We start from the raw sequence: 17529 nt of genomic DNA on the forward strand, positions 1-17529 counted from the left end.
ACTGAAAATTGATCAAGACATTCGTCCTATGTCAGAATTCCGAACAGGAATTGCTTCATTTCTTAAACAAGTACATGACACTAAAAGACCCCTAGTCATTACCCAGTATGGCAAAGGAGTCGCTGTATTACTTGATGTTACAGAATATGAATCCATGCAAGAAAAAATTGAACTACTGGAGGATATACAAACTTCAATAGCACAAATTGAAGCTGGAGCAGGGATTAAGCATAGCAAAGCTAAAGAAGCAATTTTGGGGCGTATTGGAAAATGAAATTAATATGGTCCCCTCTCGCAATTGACAGAGCAACAGAAATTGCAGAATACATCGCTCAAGATAGCCCTTCGGCTGCTACAAAATGGGTAGAAATATTATTTAACAAGGTCCAACTACTAAAATCATCGCCAACATGTGGTCGAATAGTCCCTGAAACCAGAAGAGAAGATATTCGGGAATTACTTTATGGGAATTATCGAATCATTTATAAGATAGAAAAATTAAACACATCTGTACTCACGGTTCGGCATGGTAAACAAATTCTACCACTAGATGAAATTTAGACATAAATGGATAACTGCCGTATCTACTCGGAACGGTTTTTCAGAGGTGGCCATAATGCTTTGCTGCCTTTTGTGGTATTCATTTCCAATCGAGAGACCGTTGCACATGATGATAGACGAAAAATCGTAATAGGCATTTACCTTTCCATCATGAGCGGGATCTTCAGTGGTGCTGAGGCCCGTATGGGAGCATTCGCAAAAAACAAAGTAGCAAATACCCAGTCTCTTCCACTCGATGAACTTGTTGCACTAATTAAACGAGAGTACGGAATCAAGTCATTGGATGACGTTCTTCGGCGGCATCTTGATCTCGCACTCAACATTACTCACGGTGGGATTACCCTTGATAAGAACCCGGAAGAACTTCAGCGTGATCATATTTTCCCCAGGTCAAAGCTTCAGAAAGCTGGCTACCCATATGAAATGGTAAACCACTATGCCAACTTTCATTTTCTTCGTGGTAACGACAATCTGAATAAACTCGACAAAGACCCTCATGACTGGTTCAGAACACCAGGGAAAAATATTCCTCCCTATTCAGACAAAGACCTTGAAGAACGTCTTTTGCAGTGGGAAGATCTGAACCCTGGGCAATTTGAGTCTATGATTGACAAGCGAAGCAAGAAAATTCGGACAAAGGCAGCCGAATTGTTTGGGGTCACAGAAGAAGAGTTCAATGCGATGTTTGCTGACAACGTTCCCCCGGTATAAAAAATCGAAAAATCGGGTCAACCTGACCGCGGGAAGTTCGGCGGTGCGATCAGAGGGTACCCGTGGCATTGAAGATAGCTCTAAATATTCAATATTGACAACAACAGGACGACCCATTAATTACATGAGAATGTCAGAAATTAATGGGCCGTCCTAGTAGAAATACATACATCAATCCTCCGTCCATCCCCGCTCCATTCTCCATGGTCATTAATCCAAAATCGTGAACCAGCTCAATGGCCTTGTCAAAGACCACCAACTCAGGTAATAAGCGAAAGACACTTCATCCGACCCATAATGTCAGCAACCATGATCATCCTGCCCTAACCCCTTTCGCAAGACCTTCCCACTGCCGATGGCATCACCACTTCTGTCTCATCTGTCAACGCAAAATATCAACCCGTACGCCAGGGCTCTGGCCACATGCAAGAAATGCTTCCCTCCAATCTCCTTGCCAGTGCTCTTCTTCGCCCTGGTAATCGGCATCGGGAGCGCCCTGCTCCACCACCCCATCAGCATTGCCGCCACCCACCTCTCATGGACAGACGCCCTCTTTACCGCGACCTCGGCAGTCTGTGTCACCGGGCTCACCGTTGTTGACACCGGCACCTATTTCACCCGCTTCGGACAAACGGTGATCCTGACTCTGATCCAGATCGGGGGTTTGGGAATCATGACTTTCACCAGCGTCGCTTTTTTCCTATGGCGACGACGGGTCTCAATCACCGATCAAATCGCCGTGGGCCAATCGCTGATGTCGAATCAGGGCATGGGCTTGATGCTCTTCCTCAGAGGCATGCTGATCTGGACCTTCGGGATCGAACTAGTGGGCGCACTAATGATCTATCTGACCGCCCCTGGAGGCATCACCCCCTACGCCGCAATTTTCCACGCCATCTCCGCCTTCTGCAACGCTGGCTTTTCCCTGTTTACCGACAACCTGATCTCTTGGCAAAAATCATGGCTGGTCAACCTGGCAATAATGTTTCTAATTATCGCCGGTGGACTTGGGTTTTCCGTTCTGATCGAGCTTGGTTCAGTTCTGCCCAAGACGTTCAGGTCACAAAAAAAGACTCGCCCAATACGGCTGAATTGGCAGACCGGAATCGTCCTCAGAACCTCCGCCTGGCTCATCTTCATTGGCTGGGCAGCCATCTTTGCCGCCGAGCAGGCAACTCATCGCGCCCCTATTTCCGTGTCGATGCTAACCGCTCTCTTCAATTCAGTCACCTGCCGCACCGCTGGCTTCAACACCGTCGACATCGCCCAGATGACCACCATCTCCCTGCTGGTCATGCTGATCCTGATGTTCATCGGCGGCGCACCCGGCTCCTGCGCTGGCGGCATCAAAGTCACCACCTTCAGTGTCCTTTGGCGGTTCATCACCTCAGAACTGAAAGGCCGGCCACAAACGGTGATCGGCCGCTTCGCCGTTGGCCAGGAAGCGATCAATAAAGCCTTAATGCTCGTGGTCATTGAGGGAATGATTCTGTTCATCGCCACCGTCATCCTTACCATCACCGAAGGTGGCGACATGCCTCACACTACCAATCACGGGCTGCTCCTCGAAATCATTTTCGAAGAGATTTCAGCTCTCGGCACAGTGGGCTTAAGCATGGGCCTCACCACCAAATTATCTTTAATCGGCAAATGGACCATCACACTCTTGATGTTCATTGGCAGACTCGGGCCGCTGATCTTCCTGGCGGTCATCCATGAAATCAGGCGAGAACAATTCTTCAAATGGCCGGAAGAAAATATCCAAATCGGCTAACATCCGAAAGGAGGATGTATGAAAGAGTTTGTCCAGGTAGGCGTTATTGGTTTAGGAAAATTCGGCTTTGAATTCGGGTCGATCATTTCAGGATTCGGAGTCAACGTCTTAGGCATTGACAGCAGCCCGGAGCTGGTAAAAAGAGCGAAAAACGTCTTCACCCAGGTAATGGAGGCCGACGCCACCAGCAAGGAGGCCCTGATCCAAATGGGAGTCGGACAGTTAAGCCATGTCCTGGTCAGCGTCGGCGATTCCCTCGCCGCCTCAGCCATGATCTCCTTGTATCTCAAGGAACTCGGAGTCCCGGTGGTCTGGGCCAAGGCCATTAATAATGACCACGCCACCCTGCTCAAGAAAATCGGGGTCAATGAGGTGATCATCCCCGAACACATGGCCGCCCGCCAGATGGCTGCCAAGATCACCATCCCCGGATTCCTCGACTTTTTCCCCTTCAGCAAGGATGTGGTGCTCAAAGAAATCATCATCAACAAGTGGACAGGGCAGAGCCTGAAAGATTTGAATCTCACCAACCGTTACAGCATCCAGGTCATTGCCGCCAAACACAAAGGCGACCTTGAGTACTCCATCCTGCCCAAGGCCGACAAGCCTCTACGCTTGGGAGACACCTTGGTGATCATCGGGGAGATTGGCCGATTGGAAGATATCGACCCATAGAGATATTTTTAACCCCGTTACCCTCACCCATGACCATTGACGACTTTGAACAAGACAGCTATAGTCCGGAACAATATTAAAATAGGATAAACTGGACAGATTGACCCTGTCTGACCCGTCCGACAAACCCTCTTCCCCTACCTGATGCCCATTCTCTACTCCTATCTTCTCAGCGAAATGACAGCCCCTTTTCTGGCCAGCCTCCTGATCATGACAGGAGTTCTCTTTCTGGGACAACTGCTGCAGACCTTCAACCTGGTCTTCGCCCTTGGCATCGGCTGGGCTGATTTTATCCGCTTGACCCTCTACCTGATGCCCAAGCTGATGATGTTTTCCATGCCGCTCGCCAGCATGCTGGGAGTGGTCCTCGCCTTTAACCGCCTGGCCATGGATCATGAGTTTCTGGCTCTACGGGCGGCAGGGGTCAAACTCCGACAGATCGTCACCCCTGTTGCAATTTTTGCTCTGACCGTAACCTGCATTGCCGGATACTCAACCATTGTTCTGATGCCCAAAGGGCTGATCAACATGGAGTTCCTGATGCTGAAACTCGCCAGGGAAAAGATTGACCGCAGCATCAAAGAAGGGACGTTCAGCGACAGTCTGGCCGGCATCGTCGCTTATGTGGAACGCATTGATCCTGCGTCAGGAGAGTGGCAGGAGGTCTACCTCTATGATGGCCGCAACCAGGATCAGCCCATGACCATCACTGCCAAGGCTGCTCATCTCACGGCCGATTACGCAAGCCTCCTGTTAGGGTTACATTTAACCAACGGCACAATCGACTTCATCGACTCACAGATATCCCGCCACATCGACTTCGAACGCTACTCTATCAATCTGCCGGTAACCCTGCCGAAAACCGGGGCAGACAAGGGACCAAACCCAAGAGAAATGTCCCAAGCTGCACTGCGCATTGCCGCAGGGAAAGGGGGGGCACGCTCGGAACGGAACATGATGATCGAGTACCACCAGCGAATAACCCTGGCTGCGGGATGTTTCATCCTCACGCTCCTGGGGCTGACCTTTGCTGCCCGCTCACGCCCCGGAGTACGCTCGCTGGCAATCCCAGCCGGCCTGTTCTTCTTCCTACTCTACTATGTCCTGTTCAGTTTTACTGAAACTGTGGCGGAAAACTGGACGATACCAATCCCCCTGCCACTCATTTTATGGGCTCCGAATCTCCTGTTTTCAACCCTTACATCGGTCTGTGTCCTGCGCATGGACAAAGACACCCTCATCCCTCTCCCCCTAGCGCTCACATCGGCGTGGGGAAAAATACTCGAGATGATATCAAAGGGAGCACGCCAATGATCCTGCTGGACCGATACATTATCAAGCAGATGGCGCTGCACTTCCTGTTGATTGTCACCGCCCTCACCTCACTCTATCTCCTGGTCGATATTTTTGAGAGACTCGACAATTTCCAGGAACGGGGCCTCCCTCTGGCCTTGGCCGCCCGCTATTTTTTCATGAAGATTCCTGTTATTCTTGACCAGATCAGCCCGGTAAGCCTGCTTCTTTCCGGTATCATCACCCTCGGCCTCTTAGTAAACCGCCGAGAACTGCTCTCGTTAAACGCCGCAGGAATCGCCAAATATCGAGTGATGATTCCCTTTGGCATTGGAGCGATACTCTGCACCAGCGTAGCCCTTGCTGCCGGGCAATGGCTCCTTCCCTCAGCAGGAATGGAGATGACCAGAATTTGGCGTCAGGACGTCTTGGGTGAGAAAGGGGTGGGAACGGTTCGGAAAGGAGTCACCTTCGTTCGCGGCAGACAGGGGATATACTCATTCCGAGATCAAAGCAAGGCGCATCAAGTCTTTTCCAATTTCCGCTATCAAGAGTTTGCAAGCAAAGATGGTCCAGGCATCAGCCTGTTCGCCCAAACAGCCAATTACGATGTCGATAGTTGGCGACTAAAAAACGGTCAGATCCGCTCAAAGGGAGCAAACAGTAAGGTCGAACCTTTCCAGGAGACGACCATCTCCCTACCTGAAAGCCCGGCCTCCTTCCTGACGCCGATTGCCCTTGATTTTGGAAAACCACTGTTTTCCTTAATCCGCCAAGCCTTGGATTCATCCCAGCCAGACCAACGCAAGAGCCTGGTTGAGGCCCATCGCCGTCTCTCGTTCCTGCTTCTGGGAATCCCCCTACTCTGGCTGGCGCTCCCGGTCATCCTCTGCTTTGAGATGGGAAGGTCCGGCATCAACCTGGCCTTCGCCGTTCCAATCAGCGCTGGCGGCTCATTCGTGGTCTGGGCTTTATGGAGTGGCATGCAGGCAATGGCCCAAACGGCAGTTCTGTCTACAATTGCCGCCTCCTGGTCAATTCATTGCCTCTGCCTGGCCGGAGGAGCCATCATCATGGCTCGGCGGCAGTAACCCAAAGCGCAGCCTGTTCGCGAAAGCATCAAACAAACATCAAGGTCACCGGACAATGATCAGAGCCCATGATCTCCGATAAGATCCGCGCATCTTTGATCCGGTGACGGCTTGACTGATCGACGCAAAAATAATCGATTCTCCAACCGATATTCCTCTCCCTGGCATTAAAGCGATAACTCCACCAACTGTACTGTTCTGATTCCTGGTTAAACTCCCGGAAGGTATCAATATAACCCGATCCAACAAACTCATCCATCCACCGCCGCTCAGGAAGCGAGTATCCTGGGTTCTCTTCGTTATCCTTAGGATTCTTCAAGTCAATGGCCTTATGCGCCAGATTAAAATCGCCACAAATCACTACTGATTTTCTAGTGGCCAAGGTATCGACAAAAAGATGTAACGCTCGGTTAAAGGCAAGCTTGAAGTCAATTCGCAGCAACCCGTGCTGGGCATTTGGGAAATAGGCATTAACCAAAAAAAAATCGTGGTACTCCAAGGTTAGCACCCGCCCCTCACGATCAACTTCATCAACACCAATCCCCTCGATCACCGCCAGCGGCTCAACCTTGGTATAGACAGCCACCCCGGAATACCCTGGGCGAACAGCAGAGTGCCAATATGAGTGATAGCCGGGGATATGTCGAAGTTCTTCCGACAACTGTTTTGAATGAGCCTTGGTCTCTTGGATTGCCAAAATATTGGGATTCAGCCTCTGCACCACCTCGGGAAATCCTTTCTTCTCCAGCGCCCGTATCCCATTGACGTTCCATGAAATCAACAGCTTTCCTGCGCCAACCTTCTTTTTCTGCAGACCATTCTTGCGGGGAGCAACCCCAATCTTAGGACATTCCGCTGTCAATGGACAGGCATCACAATGGGGAGCTACCGGTTTACAGGTTCCCTGACCAAAAGCTACCAGTATCGAATTAATGGTAATCCAATACTGCTCGGGCAGAGTCTCACGAAGCGCCATCTCAGTCTCAAGCGGGGTCTTCGTCTGGACATAACCCCAGAGATTCATAATCCGGTGAACATGGGTATCGACACAGATGGCAGGTTTACCAAAGGCCACACTACGCACCAGATTAGCGGTCTTCCGCCCAACACCCGGCAAGGTTACAAGATCATCAATAGCATCAGGCACTCTACCGCCAAAAATTGCCAACGCTGAAGGCAGACGGGCCAAATATCCGGCCTTGGCCTTATAAAACCCCACCGGATATATCAACCGGCTCAGCTCTTGCTCGTTAAGCCAGGCCAGGCTCTCCAAGTCCGGGGCCTTAGCAAAGAGTCGGCTCGATGCCTGAGCCGTCACTTCGTCCTTGGTGCGGGCTGAGAGGATGGTAGCAACCAGCACCTTAAAGGGATCCTTGGTCTGCACCGCAATCAGATCAACCACCGGCACCTGATACTCCTTGACCTCCTCCGCAACAACACGGATAAATTTCTCTATATCAACAACCATTGGCACTCCCTTAAGATGATTACGATAACAACGGCACATCAACAGTATCACCCAGATACGCCTCAAAGTCTCTCCTCATCCGGAGTCACTCGAACAATTTCCTTTGCGTTCTCCCCGGCTTTGCGTTAGTACGAGTAGATATTTTGGATTCGTCGTAACTACCTAGGTTAACGGTGATTCAGTTCCCGGTTTACGGTTACCAGAATCACTATAGACATCATGCATCATAGCATAATTTTTAATACCAGTGATTGGTCCGCCATTGGCAGAGATCACTAACTGTCAACCGCAAACCGACAACCTGTGCAGTTACGATCCGTTACCTCCAGGTCACGATCTCATCACTATCACCCTATGACCAACACGTTCAACCTCTCCGACTATATTGCTACCATGGAGCGCTTCCTGGGAAACCAAGAAGGCCCGGCCAAACCATTCTGGAAGGCGTTAAGCTTCGCAGTTGACGCCCACCAGGGACAAGTCCGCAAGTCTGGCGAAGCGTACATCAGCCATCCTTGCCATGTTGCACAAATCCTGGCCCAAGAACTGAGCGTTAACGACCCTGAGACCCTGGCCGCCGCCATCCTTCACGACACCATCGAAGATGTGCCGGAAGTTACCCATGAGGTGATTGGCGAATATTTCGGGCGCAATGTCGAGGCCATCGTTGACGGATGCACCAAGGTTATCGACTTCAGCGGTGACCGCCAAGCCTTTTCCAAGCAGGTGCATCGCAAAATTTTTTCCGGGGCGGCATCACGGATCGAGGTAATGCTGATCAAAATGGCCGACCGGCTTCATAATATGCGGACCATGGACTCCATGCCGAAGCATAAGCGCCAGAAAATCGCCGAAGAGACCTTGAACATTTACGCCCCCATGTCGCGAATCATGGGTCTCTTTGAACTCAAGCGCGAGTTGTACGATCTGGCGTTAAGCTACAAATTCCCGAGACAGAGCCAACGGCTTAAATCAAATATCACCAAAATTACTACCGACCCCAGAGTCCTGGAGATCAAGCGACGCATCCAATCCGAACTGGAACAGTGCTGGATTAATGGGGAAATCTATATCGTTGCCAAAGGGTTATGGGCCTATTTCGACCCCGAAAATCAAGTGCTGGTCAAGGAGATCGAAACCCCTATCGAGATTATCATCGCTGTCGACGATATCCAGTCCTGCTACCGAACATTAGGGGTCGTCAACCAAATCTATCCGCCCATCCCCAGCAGTATCCGCGACTTCATCGCCAATCCAAAACCAACCGGCTACCAAAGCCTGCACGCTCGCGCCAACATCGACGGACAGAACTACTTGTTCAAACTACGAACCAACCATATGTACCAGGTTGGCAGGATAGGCCTGATCAGAATGTGGCTCGACAACCGACACAGACCATCAGCCTACGAAGAAGAGGTTAAGGAGATCTTCAATATTCTGGGAGGCGATGACGATCTCTCATACACTGATGCCATCGCAGCCTCGGGCGGCAAGGAGATTTACACCTTCACTCCAAAGGGAGAGCGGATCTGCCTGCCAATTCAAAGCACTGTCCTCGATTTCGCGTTCAAGGTCCATACCGAGATCGGCAGCCATTGCGTTTCCGCCATTGTCGGCAGTCAGCGAACCGACATCAAACATATCCTCGAAGACGGCGACCGGGTCGAAATCATTACCCGCAAACAACAAACAGAGTTCGAACCAGAGATGCTTGAACTCTGCCAGACGGCCAAGGCCCGCTCATCACTTTCCAAAATTTTCCGCCATAAACGGGAGATTCTCGCCGAAGACATCGGCAGATCCATCCTCCGCCAAGAGATGAAGCGCTACGGCCTGCCCAGGGAACTTTTGGAAAATGATCCCGCCAATGCCCTGCTGGAACACTTTGAACTGAGCGCCATGACCGAACTGTACCAGGAGGTGGGAAACGGCCAGCTGCTGCTCACGGATCTAATCCTGTTCATTAAGGACACCCTCTACGCTGGACACCCCACCCTGGCCCCGCCAACCGGGGCGCTGAATCAGATTTTCCTTACCAGCCTGGACCCGGCCTGCATCAAGCTCTCGCGCTGCTGCTCGCCAGTACCGACGGCAAAAGGACTTTACGGCCTCCTCAGCCCCCGCGGCCTGTCCGTACACCGCAAAGAGTGCGTCAAGATGCGCTCACTCAATCTCCAGCGGGAAGATGTCGTGGAAGTCAAATGGAACCAAAAAGAGACAAGGATCAGTAAACCCCAGACCATCATCATGTTAAAAGTCATCAGCCGCAACCGTCTGCTGATGATGCTGGGCGTCGCTCCCCAGGAAATGAAGATTCATGATATCATCATGTTGTCATCACTCCCTGACGGGACTTCCGCCTGGCAAATAAATTTCGAAATCGAAACCTTGCAGGCCTTAAAAAATGTGTTGGGACACTTTGACAAGACTGGCCTGGAATACGAAATCGTCATGGAACAATAACTCCGGGAGTTAGCCCCCCTGCCGTCTTCACTATTTCTTGCTATCCCGATAAATCTTGACTATCTTCGGTGCCAGTTGTTTATTAATGAAAGGCTTGACAATATAACCATGCACCCCGAGTTTGGCACAGGCAACAATAGAATCCTTATCCGACTGCCCCGTCACCATGATAATGACCGTGGCTTTATCCCTGCGCTCCTCGCGGATAGTTTTCAGTACCTGATAGCCATTAAGAGTAGGCATACTGAAATCAAGCAGCACCACATCCGGCTTCCACTCGTCATAGAGCCGAATCGCGTCCTCACCATTATCCGCAATCTTACACTGGCAAAGAGTTCCAGGCAAAGACGCCTGATAAACCCTCTGAGTTACTTTCTCATCCTCGGCAATCAATACTTTTAATGGTGCCATCCCTTGCTCCTTGGATTAATAAAAACGTAACTACACAGGTTAACGGTAATCAGTTATCGGTTTACGGTTAAAAGAATCATGGTTTATCATAAATCATCGCATGATACTTAATGTCAGGGGTGCGCAACTTGTTGCGCACGCGGATCATGAATGGCCCACCAATCGGTGCGCATGATGAAACCATGCACACCCAGGCTACCAGGCTGCTGGACAGTTACATAAAAACAAACATATTATTTTAACAGTGTTTAGCAAGCAAAACTCAATCCTCCCCTCGCAAGGCGGCACAAAATTAAAACCTTAGGTTCTTTTCATAATGATACCAATCGAATACATTGCCTCGGGTGAACACACCATTGTCATTGGTCAAGAACGCACATTAAAGCTGCTGCTAGGCTCCTGCGTTGGAATAGTTATCTACGACCGGGTAGTCGGTATCGGCGGCGCAGCACACTTTATCCTCCCTGAACCGGCCACCCCTAACAGCGACTGGATGCCAGACAACTATGTCACAACCGGCCTCCTCCACTTCATTCATGCCCTTCAACAGGCTGGAGCCAATCCTGACAGACTTGAAGCGGTACTCGCAGGAGGCGCCCTCTTTGGCAAAATATCGGAACACGATCTGGCCTTAAACATCGGTGGGCGCTGCGTAGAGAATGCTCACGCAATATTGAAAGAGAGGCAGATTCCTATCGTCAAAGAAGAGTCTTGTGGTTTTTCTCCCTATATTATGACCCTAAATACCGCCACATGGCACACTGAAATTACTACCCGCTTTAAAATTGATCCCGATGGAGAACCAATCAAGAAACCAACCCGACAGGACATCATCCAAGCGATCAACGACATAACTCCGATCCCTCAAACAGCATTAAAGGTTATCCACTTAATCTCGGAAGGCGAATATGACACCAGTGAGCTTGTGGACACTATCGGATCCGACCAGGTCTTGACCGGAAAAATATTAAGCCTGTGCAACTCCGCCCTGGTCGCACCTCGACACCCGATCGAGACCCTTGCCAAGGCCGTGCTCATCCTTGGCCAAGAAAATCTCCTGCAGATGGTGGCAACAGCTGCCTTTTCCTCGCTATTAAAGGTGCAAAACGGTGGATACGCCCTGATCAAAGGCGGTCTTTACAAACATGCTATCGGCACAGCCTACTCGGCCAGAATCATTGCCGAAGAAACCAGACTGGTAAAACCTGATGCGGCGTATTCTGCAGGGCTTCTGCATGATATTGGCAAGGTCGTACTCGACCGCTACTTCGCCTCCTTTCGACCTCTCTTTTACCAACACAACCAACCGGGGGAAACCGTTCTCTCCAGCTTTGAAAACCAATTTCTTGGCATTGACCACCAAGAGGCAGGCAAACTGCTGACCGACGAATGGGATCTTCCTGAATCAATCGCTCAGGTCATCGCTCACCATCATCAGCCCGACCAGGCGAGTAGCCACCACGACCTCACCCACCTTGTCTATCTTGCTGACTTCTTGACTTCTTGGTACCTCTCCGGCTACGAATCCGAACTCATAAGCTCCGAGCCCCTGGTGTCCAGTCTCGAGCGACTCGGGATCTCCAAGACCGAACTTCCTGCCCTTATCGACAAGATTCCCTGGAGAGCGATCATGTATCTGTAACCCCATTGACCTCCGACGACGAGAGATGCGAACGTCTCCACTCCTGCCACAGAGGAGTAATCCTCTTAATCCGCTGCATGACCAAGTGCGACCAGTCAATTGCCGGCAATTCGCGATCATGCTGAAAAAAGTGCGCCCCTTGAGCGTCCAACACACCATCCATCCTGACATCCCATGAATCGGCGGGCAACTGCTCCGGTCGATTCACAACCGCCGCAGCCAACACTGTCGACACCTCAGTCAACGCCCCACAATGGTTGAGAATGGCACACGCCAAATCAAAAAAACCGCTGCCATCACCCAGCCTGACTCCACTAGCATCAACAGCCAAGGCCTCGGCGACCATAATTCCAATGTCAAGCCGCGATAACTCCTGATGCGGCAACAATTGGCCATAAACCGGCACACCTTTAAGACTCACAGCAAAAGAGAGCTTGGGAAAGGGAACTGAAAAAGGCATCAGCCGATAGAAACCATCCCGCAGACCCGGACCCGGAACAATCAACTCCTTGCCGTCAAGCAGGGCATTAATTCGCATCTGAGCCAAGACCGCTGTCGGCTCAATAAAGACCTGCCGACTGCGACGATAAGCATCAAGACGTCGAAGAGCCTCCGCAGTCTTGCCATCGGCCACAGGGGAGGTCCCATGATATTCCTGCCGCCACTCATCCTTGCTCTTCACCATCATTTATTCCTTGTGAGTCTACTTGTTGCTCAGGCAAGACCTGAGAGTAATTCGTCTGGAAAGCTGACGGTATACACTCCAGGGCTAAAATCCGGCTGAACCGGGTGTGCGTGGAAATGGAATCACGTCCCTGATGTTCTTCATGCCGGTGACGAACTGAACAATCCTCTCGAAACCCAAACCAAACCCGGCGTGGGGGGCACTGCCAAAACGACGGAGATCAAGATACCACTGATACCTATCAAGGTCCATACCCATTGAGGTCATCCGCCCAACAAGCCGGTCCAGACGCTCTTCACGCTGACTGCCACCGACAATCTCACCAATTCCAGGAAAGAGGATGTCCATAGCCGCTACCGTCTGCCCGTCATCATTAACCCGCATATAAAACGGTTTAATTTGCTGTGGGTAATCAGTCACAATCACCGGCTGTTTGAATACTTGCTCAGTAAGGAACCGCTCATGCTCTGACTGAAGATCGGCACCCCAAACGACCGACTGAGTAAACTCGACAGCAGAATCGGACAAAAGCCGCACCGCATCGGTATAAGATAGCCGCACGAAATCTTTTGCGGCCACCAGCTCCAGCCTCGACAACAAATCCTTATCAATAAACTGCGCCATCAACGCCAAATCTTCCTGGCAGCGCTCAAGGGCATGACGAACAAGATACTTCAAAAAACTTTCTGCGACCGAGATGTCTTCTTCGAAATCACAAAAGGCCATCTCGGGCTCGACCATCCAGAACTCGGCTAGATGACGGCTGGTATTGGAATTCTCAGCCCGAAACGTTGGGCCAAAGGTATAGACCCGGCCCAGGGCGAGGGCATAGGCCTCTGCCTCCAACTGCCCGCTGACCGTAAGATTTGCTGGGCTCCCAAAAAAATCCTGGCTCCAGTCAACTCCCCCAGCCGAAAGTCGGTCATGACTCATGGAGGTTACCGTGAATGCCTCTCCTGCTCCCTCACAATCACCAGTACCGATGATCGGAGTGTGAACATAGAAAAAACCTCGTTCGACAAAGAAAGTGTGAACTGCAGTTGCCAGAGAGCTTCGCACCCTGGCAACTGCCCCAAGAGAATTTGTTCGTGGGCGAAGATGAGCGATTTCCCTTAAGAATTCAAAGGAGTGCCGTTTTTTTTGCAACGGATACTCCTCCCCTGCCCAGCCCACGACTTTGATTGCATCAGCTCGCAACTCCACTGATTGTCCTTGCGCGGGCGAGACGCACAACTCTCCAACAATCACCACGGCACAGCCATTAAGCAACCGCTTGACCTCGGATGCATAATTGGCCACGCGATCATCCGCCACCACTTGTAAATTCGCCAAACAGGAACCATCATTAACATCGACAAACGACACTTCCTTGGAGTTACGGCAGGAACGCACCCAACCCCGAACCTCAACTTCTGCCCCGACCCTTTCCCCTTTCAGCACATCAATTATGCGCCTGTATTGCATATTTGCATCCCCTGGAGTAATTTATTTTTGAACATTATCCACGACTCACGATAGCGTACGAATAGTCTTATCCCCTGTTGACAAACAAGAAATCGTAAGTGTAATGCCCTCAACATTGACCATCTCGCAAAAAGTCCGGGAATGGCTGAGAGATCAGAACGACGTACCCGAGATAGTAACCCATATCATTGGGCCATGAAGCCCGCCCATTATCTGCTAAACGCTTACAATGAATCATCTCTTTTTGCAAACTTCAAATTGCCCTGCCAAAACTTCAAGAACATGGAGGAGCTATGCACCTTAACTATCTGAATCCATCCTGTTGTGCCCTTCTGGTTATCGACATTCAAGATCGCCTGATGCCAGTTATCGAAGGCAGGGACAGTGTTGTCAAAAACAGCGTCCTACTCATCAAAACCGCCAAAGCCCTGCACATCCCAATCATCGCCACCACCCAATATGTTGCACGGATCGGCGACTTCCTGCCAGAAATAAAGAATGAGCTTAACGGCGTTAGCCCCATCGACAAGATGGAGTTTGGGGGGTTCAATAACCCTCAAGTCCGGCATGAGGTTAATCATCTTCCTCAAGAGAGGAATACTTTGATTTTCTGTGGAGTAGAGACTCATATCTGCATCTACCAAACTGTGCTTGGAACATTGCGAGCAGGGTACTCTTCATGGGTCCCTGCTGATGCCGTTTCTTCCCGCACCCACCTTAATCACAGCACGGGACTTCACCGAATAACTGAAATCGGTGGTGTCGTAGCAAATACCGAAATGATAATTTATGAACTGCTCCATCAAGCAGGAACACCTGAGTTCAAAGCGCTTTTGCCTTTCCTCAAGTGAGAGGCGTCACCTAAATGGGCTTGGGTTTAAAAAAGTTGAAATACTTCGCTTAGCGCCAAGACAACACACGTTCCATCAATAAAGAATATTACCGTATTGATTTTTTTTGGCAAATCTGCGTAAAACTGTATAGGCACTTAATAATTCGACGCAAAGGTGAGGCAGTGATCAACGAAATCTCGATGCTCCAGGACGAACGCCGACAACATGACCGACTCCACCGGCGGTCAAACATCTCTTACCGCCGGTTTGAAGATATCGCCAAGAATACCCACGCCCAGCGCGGTAATTTATGCGATTATAGCGGAGGAGGAGTCCGCTTTCTAGCAAACCAGGCTATCGACAAAGGAACCCAGATAATCCTTGAGCTTGAATTTGCAGGCTGGGTGGAAGATGGCGATGAATGGACCCCAACGGGAGACCCTGGCGACATCGGAATACTTAAGGCTATAGGGTCCGTCATGTGGTGCGCCAAAGACAGCGCCCAACCGGCTAAATATGAAATTGGTGTCCGTTTTACAGGCCGTGTCAGATAACAAGATCTGTAAATCAAGTAATGAAGGCCAGACAAAAAACGACCTCGCGCGATAAGGGATGATCAAGCCATGACTGACAAGAAAAAGACAGAAGTGAATCTGGAGATGTGCAGTGGTTTTTTCAGAATCCCCACGGATGACATCATATATAACATTACCGTCCTAGCTTCAAACGAGCCAAGCACCACCAAAGTGGTCGAAAAAATTATCGAAGTAGAAAAGATTGTCGAAGTGGAGAAGTTTGTTGAAATAGAAAAGCCATCGTCTCCGACTCTGACACCTCCAGTATCGCCTGCCCCCCCCGCAGCCGATGACTACTTCGAGCGTTGCTCCCAAAAATTTCTCCAAGAAATTTCCCTGCTTGACAAAGAGGTAACCTCCAGAACACATTCCACCAGCACTTCGCAAGAGGGAACCATTCGCGATCTTGCCGACATGGCAAATGAATTAAAAAATGTGCTTCAGACATTAAAAGCCACTACGTCGCAACCAGGGAGAACAACAAACCATAGCGTTCCCACTCTCACACCTGCCTTGGAACGTTTGTCTGAAAAAATCTCCCAGGCCACCAACCTATGCCCACCAGCCGCCCAAACCTCATCCCCCCCGACCACTAAAACCATTACCCGCTATCTTTTCAACCTTGACACTGTGTTTCAAACCATCTACGAACTGTGCACCAACGAAACCGTCAAGAGCCATATCCAGAATTCTCGCGCTAAGGCGGAAGAAATTTTTGACAAAAATGCCTTCTATAACGCGATCAGCCCAAAAGTTAGCACGTACACCGAAGACGATGGTTTTTTGACCGTCCCCATGACCGATATATACACAGCCCTGGGCTCAGCCTGCAGTGAAAAAACTACGTGCAACCTTCTGGCAAAAATGGATCAGCAGCAGGCCTCAATTTTTCTTGATCAATTTCTTCCACTTGAGATACCACCCAAGGAGGAGATGACCACTATCGACGAGGATAACAGTGAATCAGCCCCCCCAGCAAACACTCCCAGTGACAGTATGGCATCACTCCTGGATGAATGCCATACTGCAATCGACAAGCTGATATACCAAAGCGTGGAACAAACCGATTACGGCCCAGATATGTCAGACGATCTAACAACCCATATCGAAAACGCCATGGTCATCGCTGCCAGTATCCAGCATGATGCCAATCGACTCAGAGATGCGACAGAAGTTGCCTCCTCCGGCCAGTACAACCCCTTCGAACAGAAGATAAAAGGACTAAAAACTCTGGCAGAAACCATGCTCAGCAAGAAGACGCAAGAGCCACAACTTTCCTATGAAGAGTCCCTGGCAGCGGGTGAAAGCGCGGCTAAACGTGTTCTCACTGAAATCTCCGCCCGCATCCAAAGTCAATCTCCCCCAACACCTTCCCCACCCACCCAAACGGCGCCGGCAGCAAAAACAGAAGAAACCGTACCGGCAGGAGAAGCAAGCCAAGATGACATTGACCGGTTATTAGCAGAACTGGGGTGATCCCGATATTCGCCCTCAACATCTCAGTGGGAGTACCCACAATTTCCATTGAAAAATTTTAAAAATGTCTTAAAGTCAGTTAACTAATCGGTTGAGTTCTCTTAATATATATTTTTCTAGGAAACTCCCCTGTGGCAACCTGCCATTCATCTCACCTGGCAGGTTTTCTTTTGTCGATTAATCAAGATCAGCATTTAACGCTGCTTTCTCACAACAGGAATACGTTCCATCATGGAAAATAAAAAAGGCAATAGTCTCTGGAATTTTTTCGCCTCTGTCAAATTGGCGCTGTTTACACTCTTTGTTCTGGCTGTGGCCTCAATTATCGGGACCATTATTCCCCAGAAAGAAGAAAGCATCAAATACATTGAGCTTTACGGTGAAAACATCGCCAAGTTCTTTCAACT

The 17529-nt window shown here is 50.1% G+C and carries 17 protein-coding genes; 13 read left to right on the plus strand and 4 right to left on the minus strand.

Annotation, left to right across the window (positions count from 1 at the left end):
* Position 1: 1 nt before the first annotated feature.
* The 7 genes from FP815_15360 (at position 2) to FP815_15390 (ending at position 6105) form a co-directional block, all read left to right on the plus strand.
* Complete coding sequence (locus tag FP815_15360; GenBank protein MBA3016309.1) at positions 2-274, plus strand: type II toxin-antitoxin system Phd/YefM family antitoxin; 273 nt, start codon at positions 2-4, stop codon at positions 272-274.
* Entirely contained in the window at positions 271-561 is a 291-nt protein-coding gene (locus FP815_15365; protein ID MBA3016310.1) for a type II toxin-antitoxin system RelE/ParE family toxin, read from the plus strand. Before FP815_15360 ends, FP815_15365 begins: the two co-directional genes overlap by 4 nt.
* 6 nt (positions 562-567) lie before the next feature.
* Entirely contained in the window at positions 568-1272 is a 705-nt protein-coding gene (locus tag FP815_15370) for a hypothetical protein (GenBank protein ID MBA3016311.1), read from the plus strand.
* Between the two features lie 355 nt (positions 1273-1627).
* Positions 1628-3046 carry a potassium transporter TrkH gene (locus FP815_15375; protein MBA3016312.1) on the plus strand — a complete coding sequence of 473 codons (1419 nt, stop codon included), beginning with the start codon at positions 1628-1630 and terminating at the stop codon, positions 3044-3046.
* 18 nt (positions 3047-3064) lie between these two features.
* The gene (locus FP815_15380) at positions 3065-3721 is read left to right on the plus strand and encodes a TrkA family potassium uptake protein (GenBank protein MBA3016313.1); all 657 of its coding nucleotides are present in this window, start codon (positions 3065-3067) and stop codon (positions 3719-3721) included.
* Positions 3722-3865: 144 nt separating this feature from the next.
* The gene (locus FP815_15385; GenBank protein MBA3016314.1) at positions 3866-5035 is read left to right on the plus strand and encodes a YjgP/YjgQ family permease; all 1170 of its coding nucleotides are present in this window, start codon (positions 3866-3868) and stop codon (positions 5033-5035) included.
* Positions 4891-6105: a YjgP/YjgQ family permease gene (locus tag FP815_15390; GenBank protein ID MBA3016315.1), complete on the plus strand. Its 1215-nt coding sequence runs from the start codon at positions 4891-4893 to the stop codon at positions 6103-6105. The genes FP815_15385 and FP815_15390 overlap by 145 nt, the downstream gene beginning before the upstream one ends.
* Before the next feature lie 28 nt (positions 6106-6133).
* On the opposite strand, the gene xth is transcribed toward FP815_15390, so the two are convergent.
* Positions 6134-7573, minus strand: coding sequence for an exodeoxyribonuclease III (xth, locus tag FP815_15395; GenBank protein ID MBA3016316.1), 1440 nt, complete (start codon positions 7571-7573; stop codon positions 6134-6136).
* A gap of 354 nt (positions 7574-7927) precedes the next feature.
* Between xth and FP815_15400 the strand changes: the two genes are divergently transcribed.
* Positions 7928-10036 (plus strand): bifunctional (p)ppGpp synthetase/guanosine-3',5'-bis(diphosphate) 3'-pyrophosphohydrolase, encoded by a 2109-nt coding sequence (locus tag FP815_15400; GenBank protein ID MBA3016317.1) that lies wholly within the window; start codon positions 7928-7930, stop codon positions 10034-10036.
* A gap of 30 nt (positions 10037-10066) precedes the next feature.
* Here FP815_15400 and FP815_15405 read toward each other — a convergent pair whose 3' ends face one another.
* Positions 10067-10447, minus strand: a complete 381-nt coding sequence (locus FP815_15405) for a response regulator (GenBank protein MBA3016318.1) — start codon at positions 10445-10447, stop codon at positions 10067-10069.
* Between the two features lie 316 nt (positions 10448-10763).
* Between FP815_15405 and FP815_15410 the strand changes: the two genes are divergently transcribed.
* Complete coding sequence (locus tag FP815_15410; GenBank protein MBA3016319.1) at positions 10764-12089, plus strand: HDOD domain-containing protein; 1326 nt, start codon at positions 10764-10766, stop codon at positions 12087-12089.
* On the opposite strand, the gene FP815_15415 is transcribed toward FP815_15410, so the two are convergent.
* Both FP815_15415 and asnS read right to left on the minus strand, forming a co-directional pair.
* Positions 12076-12777 (minus strand): 5-formyltetrahydrofolate cyclo-ligase, encoded by a 702-nt coding sequence (locus tag FP815_15415; GenBank protein ID MBA3016320.1) that lies wholly within the window; start codon positions 12775-12777, stop codon positions 12076-12078. The two genes, FP815_15410 and FP815_15415, sit on opposite strands and share 14 nt — an antisense overlap.
* An 81-nt stretch (positions 12778-12858) precedes the next feature.
* Positions 12859-14238 carry an asparagine--tRNA ligase gene (gene asnS / locus FP815_15420; protein ID MBA3016321.1) on the minus strand — a complete coding sequence of 460 codons (1380 nt, stop codon included), beginning with the start codon at positions 14236-14238 and terminating at the stop codon, positions 12859-12861.
* 293 nt (positions 14239-14531) lie between these two features.
* Between asnS and FP815_15425 the strand changes: the two genes are divergently transcribed.
* From FP815_15425 to FP815_15440, 4 genes are all read left to right on the plus strand, one after another.
* On the plus strand, positions 14532-15089 hold the full coding sequence (locus FP815_15425) for an isochorismatase family protein (protein MBA3016322.1): 558 nt from the start codon (positions 14532-14534) through the stop codon (positions 15087-15089).
* 164 nt (positions 15090-15253) lie between these two features.
* Positions 15254-15625, plus strand: a complete 372-nt coding sequence (locus FP815_15430) for a PilZ domain-containing protein (GenBank protein MBA3016323.1) — start codon at positions 15254-15256, stop codon at positions 15623-15625.
* A 69-nt stretch (positions 15626-15694) separates the two neighbouring features.
* On the plus strand, positions 15695-17122 hold the full coding sequence (locus FP815_15435) for a hypothetical protein (GenBank protein MBA3016324.1): 1428 nt from the start codon (positions 15695-15697) through the stop codon (positions 17120-17122).
* 231 nt (positions 17123-17353) lie between these two features.
* Positions 17354-17529 (plus strand): cytochrome c biogenesis protein ResB (locus FP815_15440; GenBank protein MBA3016325.1); only part of this gene is annotated, 176 nt, incomplete at its 3' end.

Source organism: Desulfobulbaceae bacterium (genome assembly GCA_013792005.1).
Classification (GTDB): Bacteria; Desulfobacterota; Desulfobulbia; order Desulfobulbales; family VMSU01; genus VMSU01.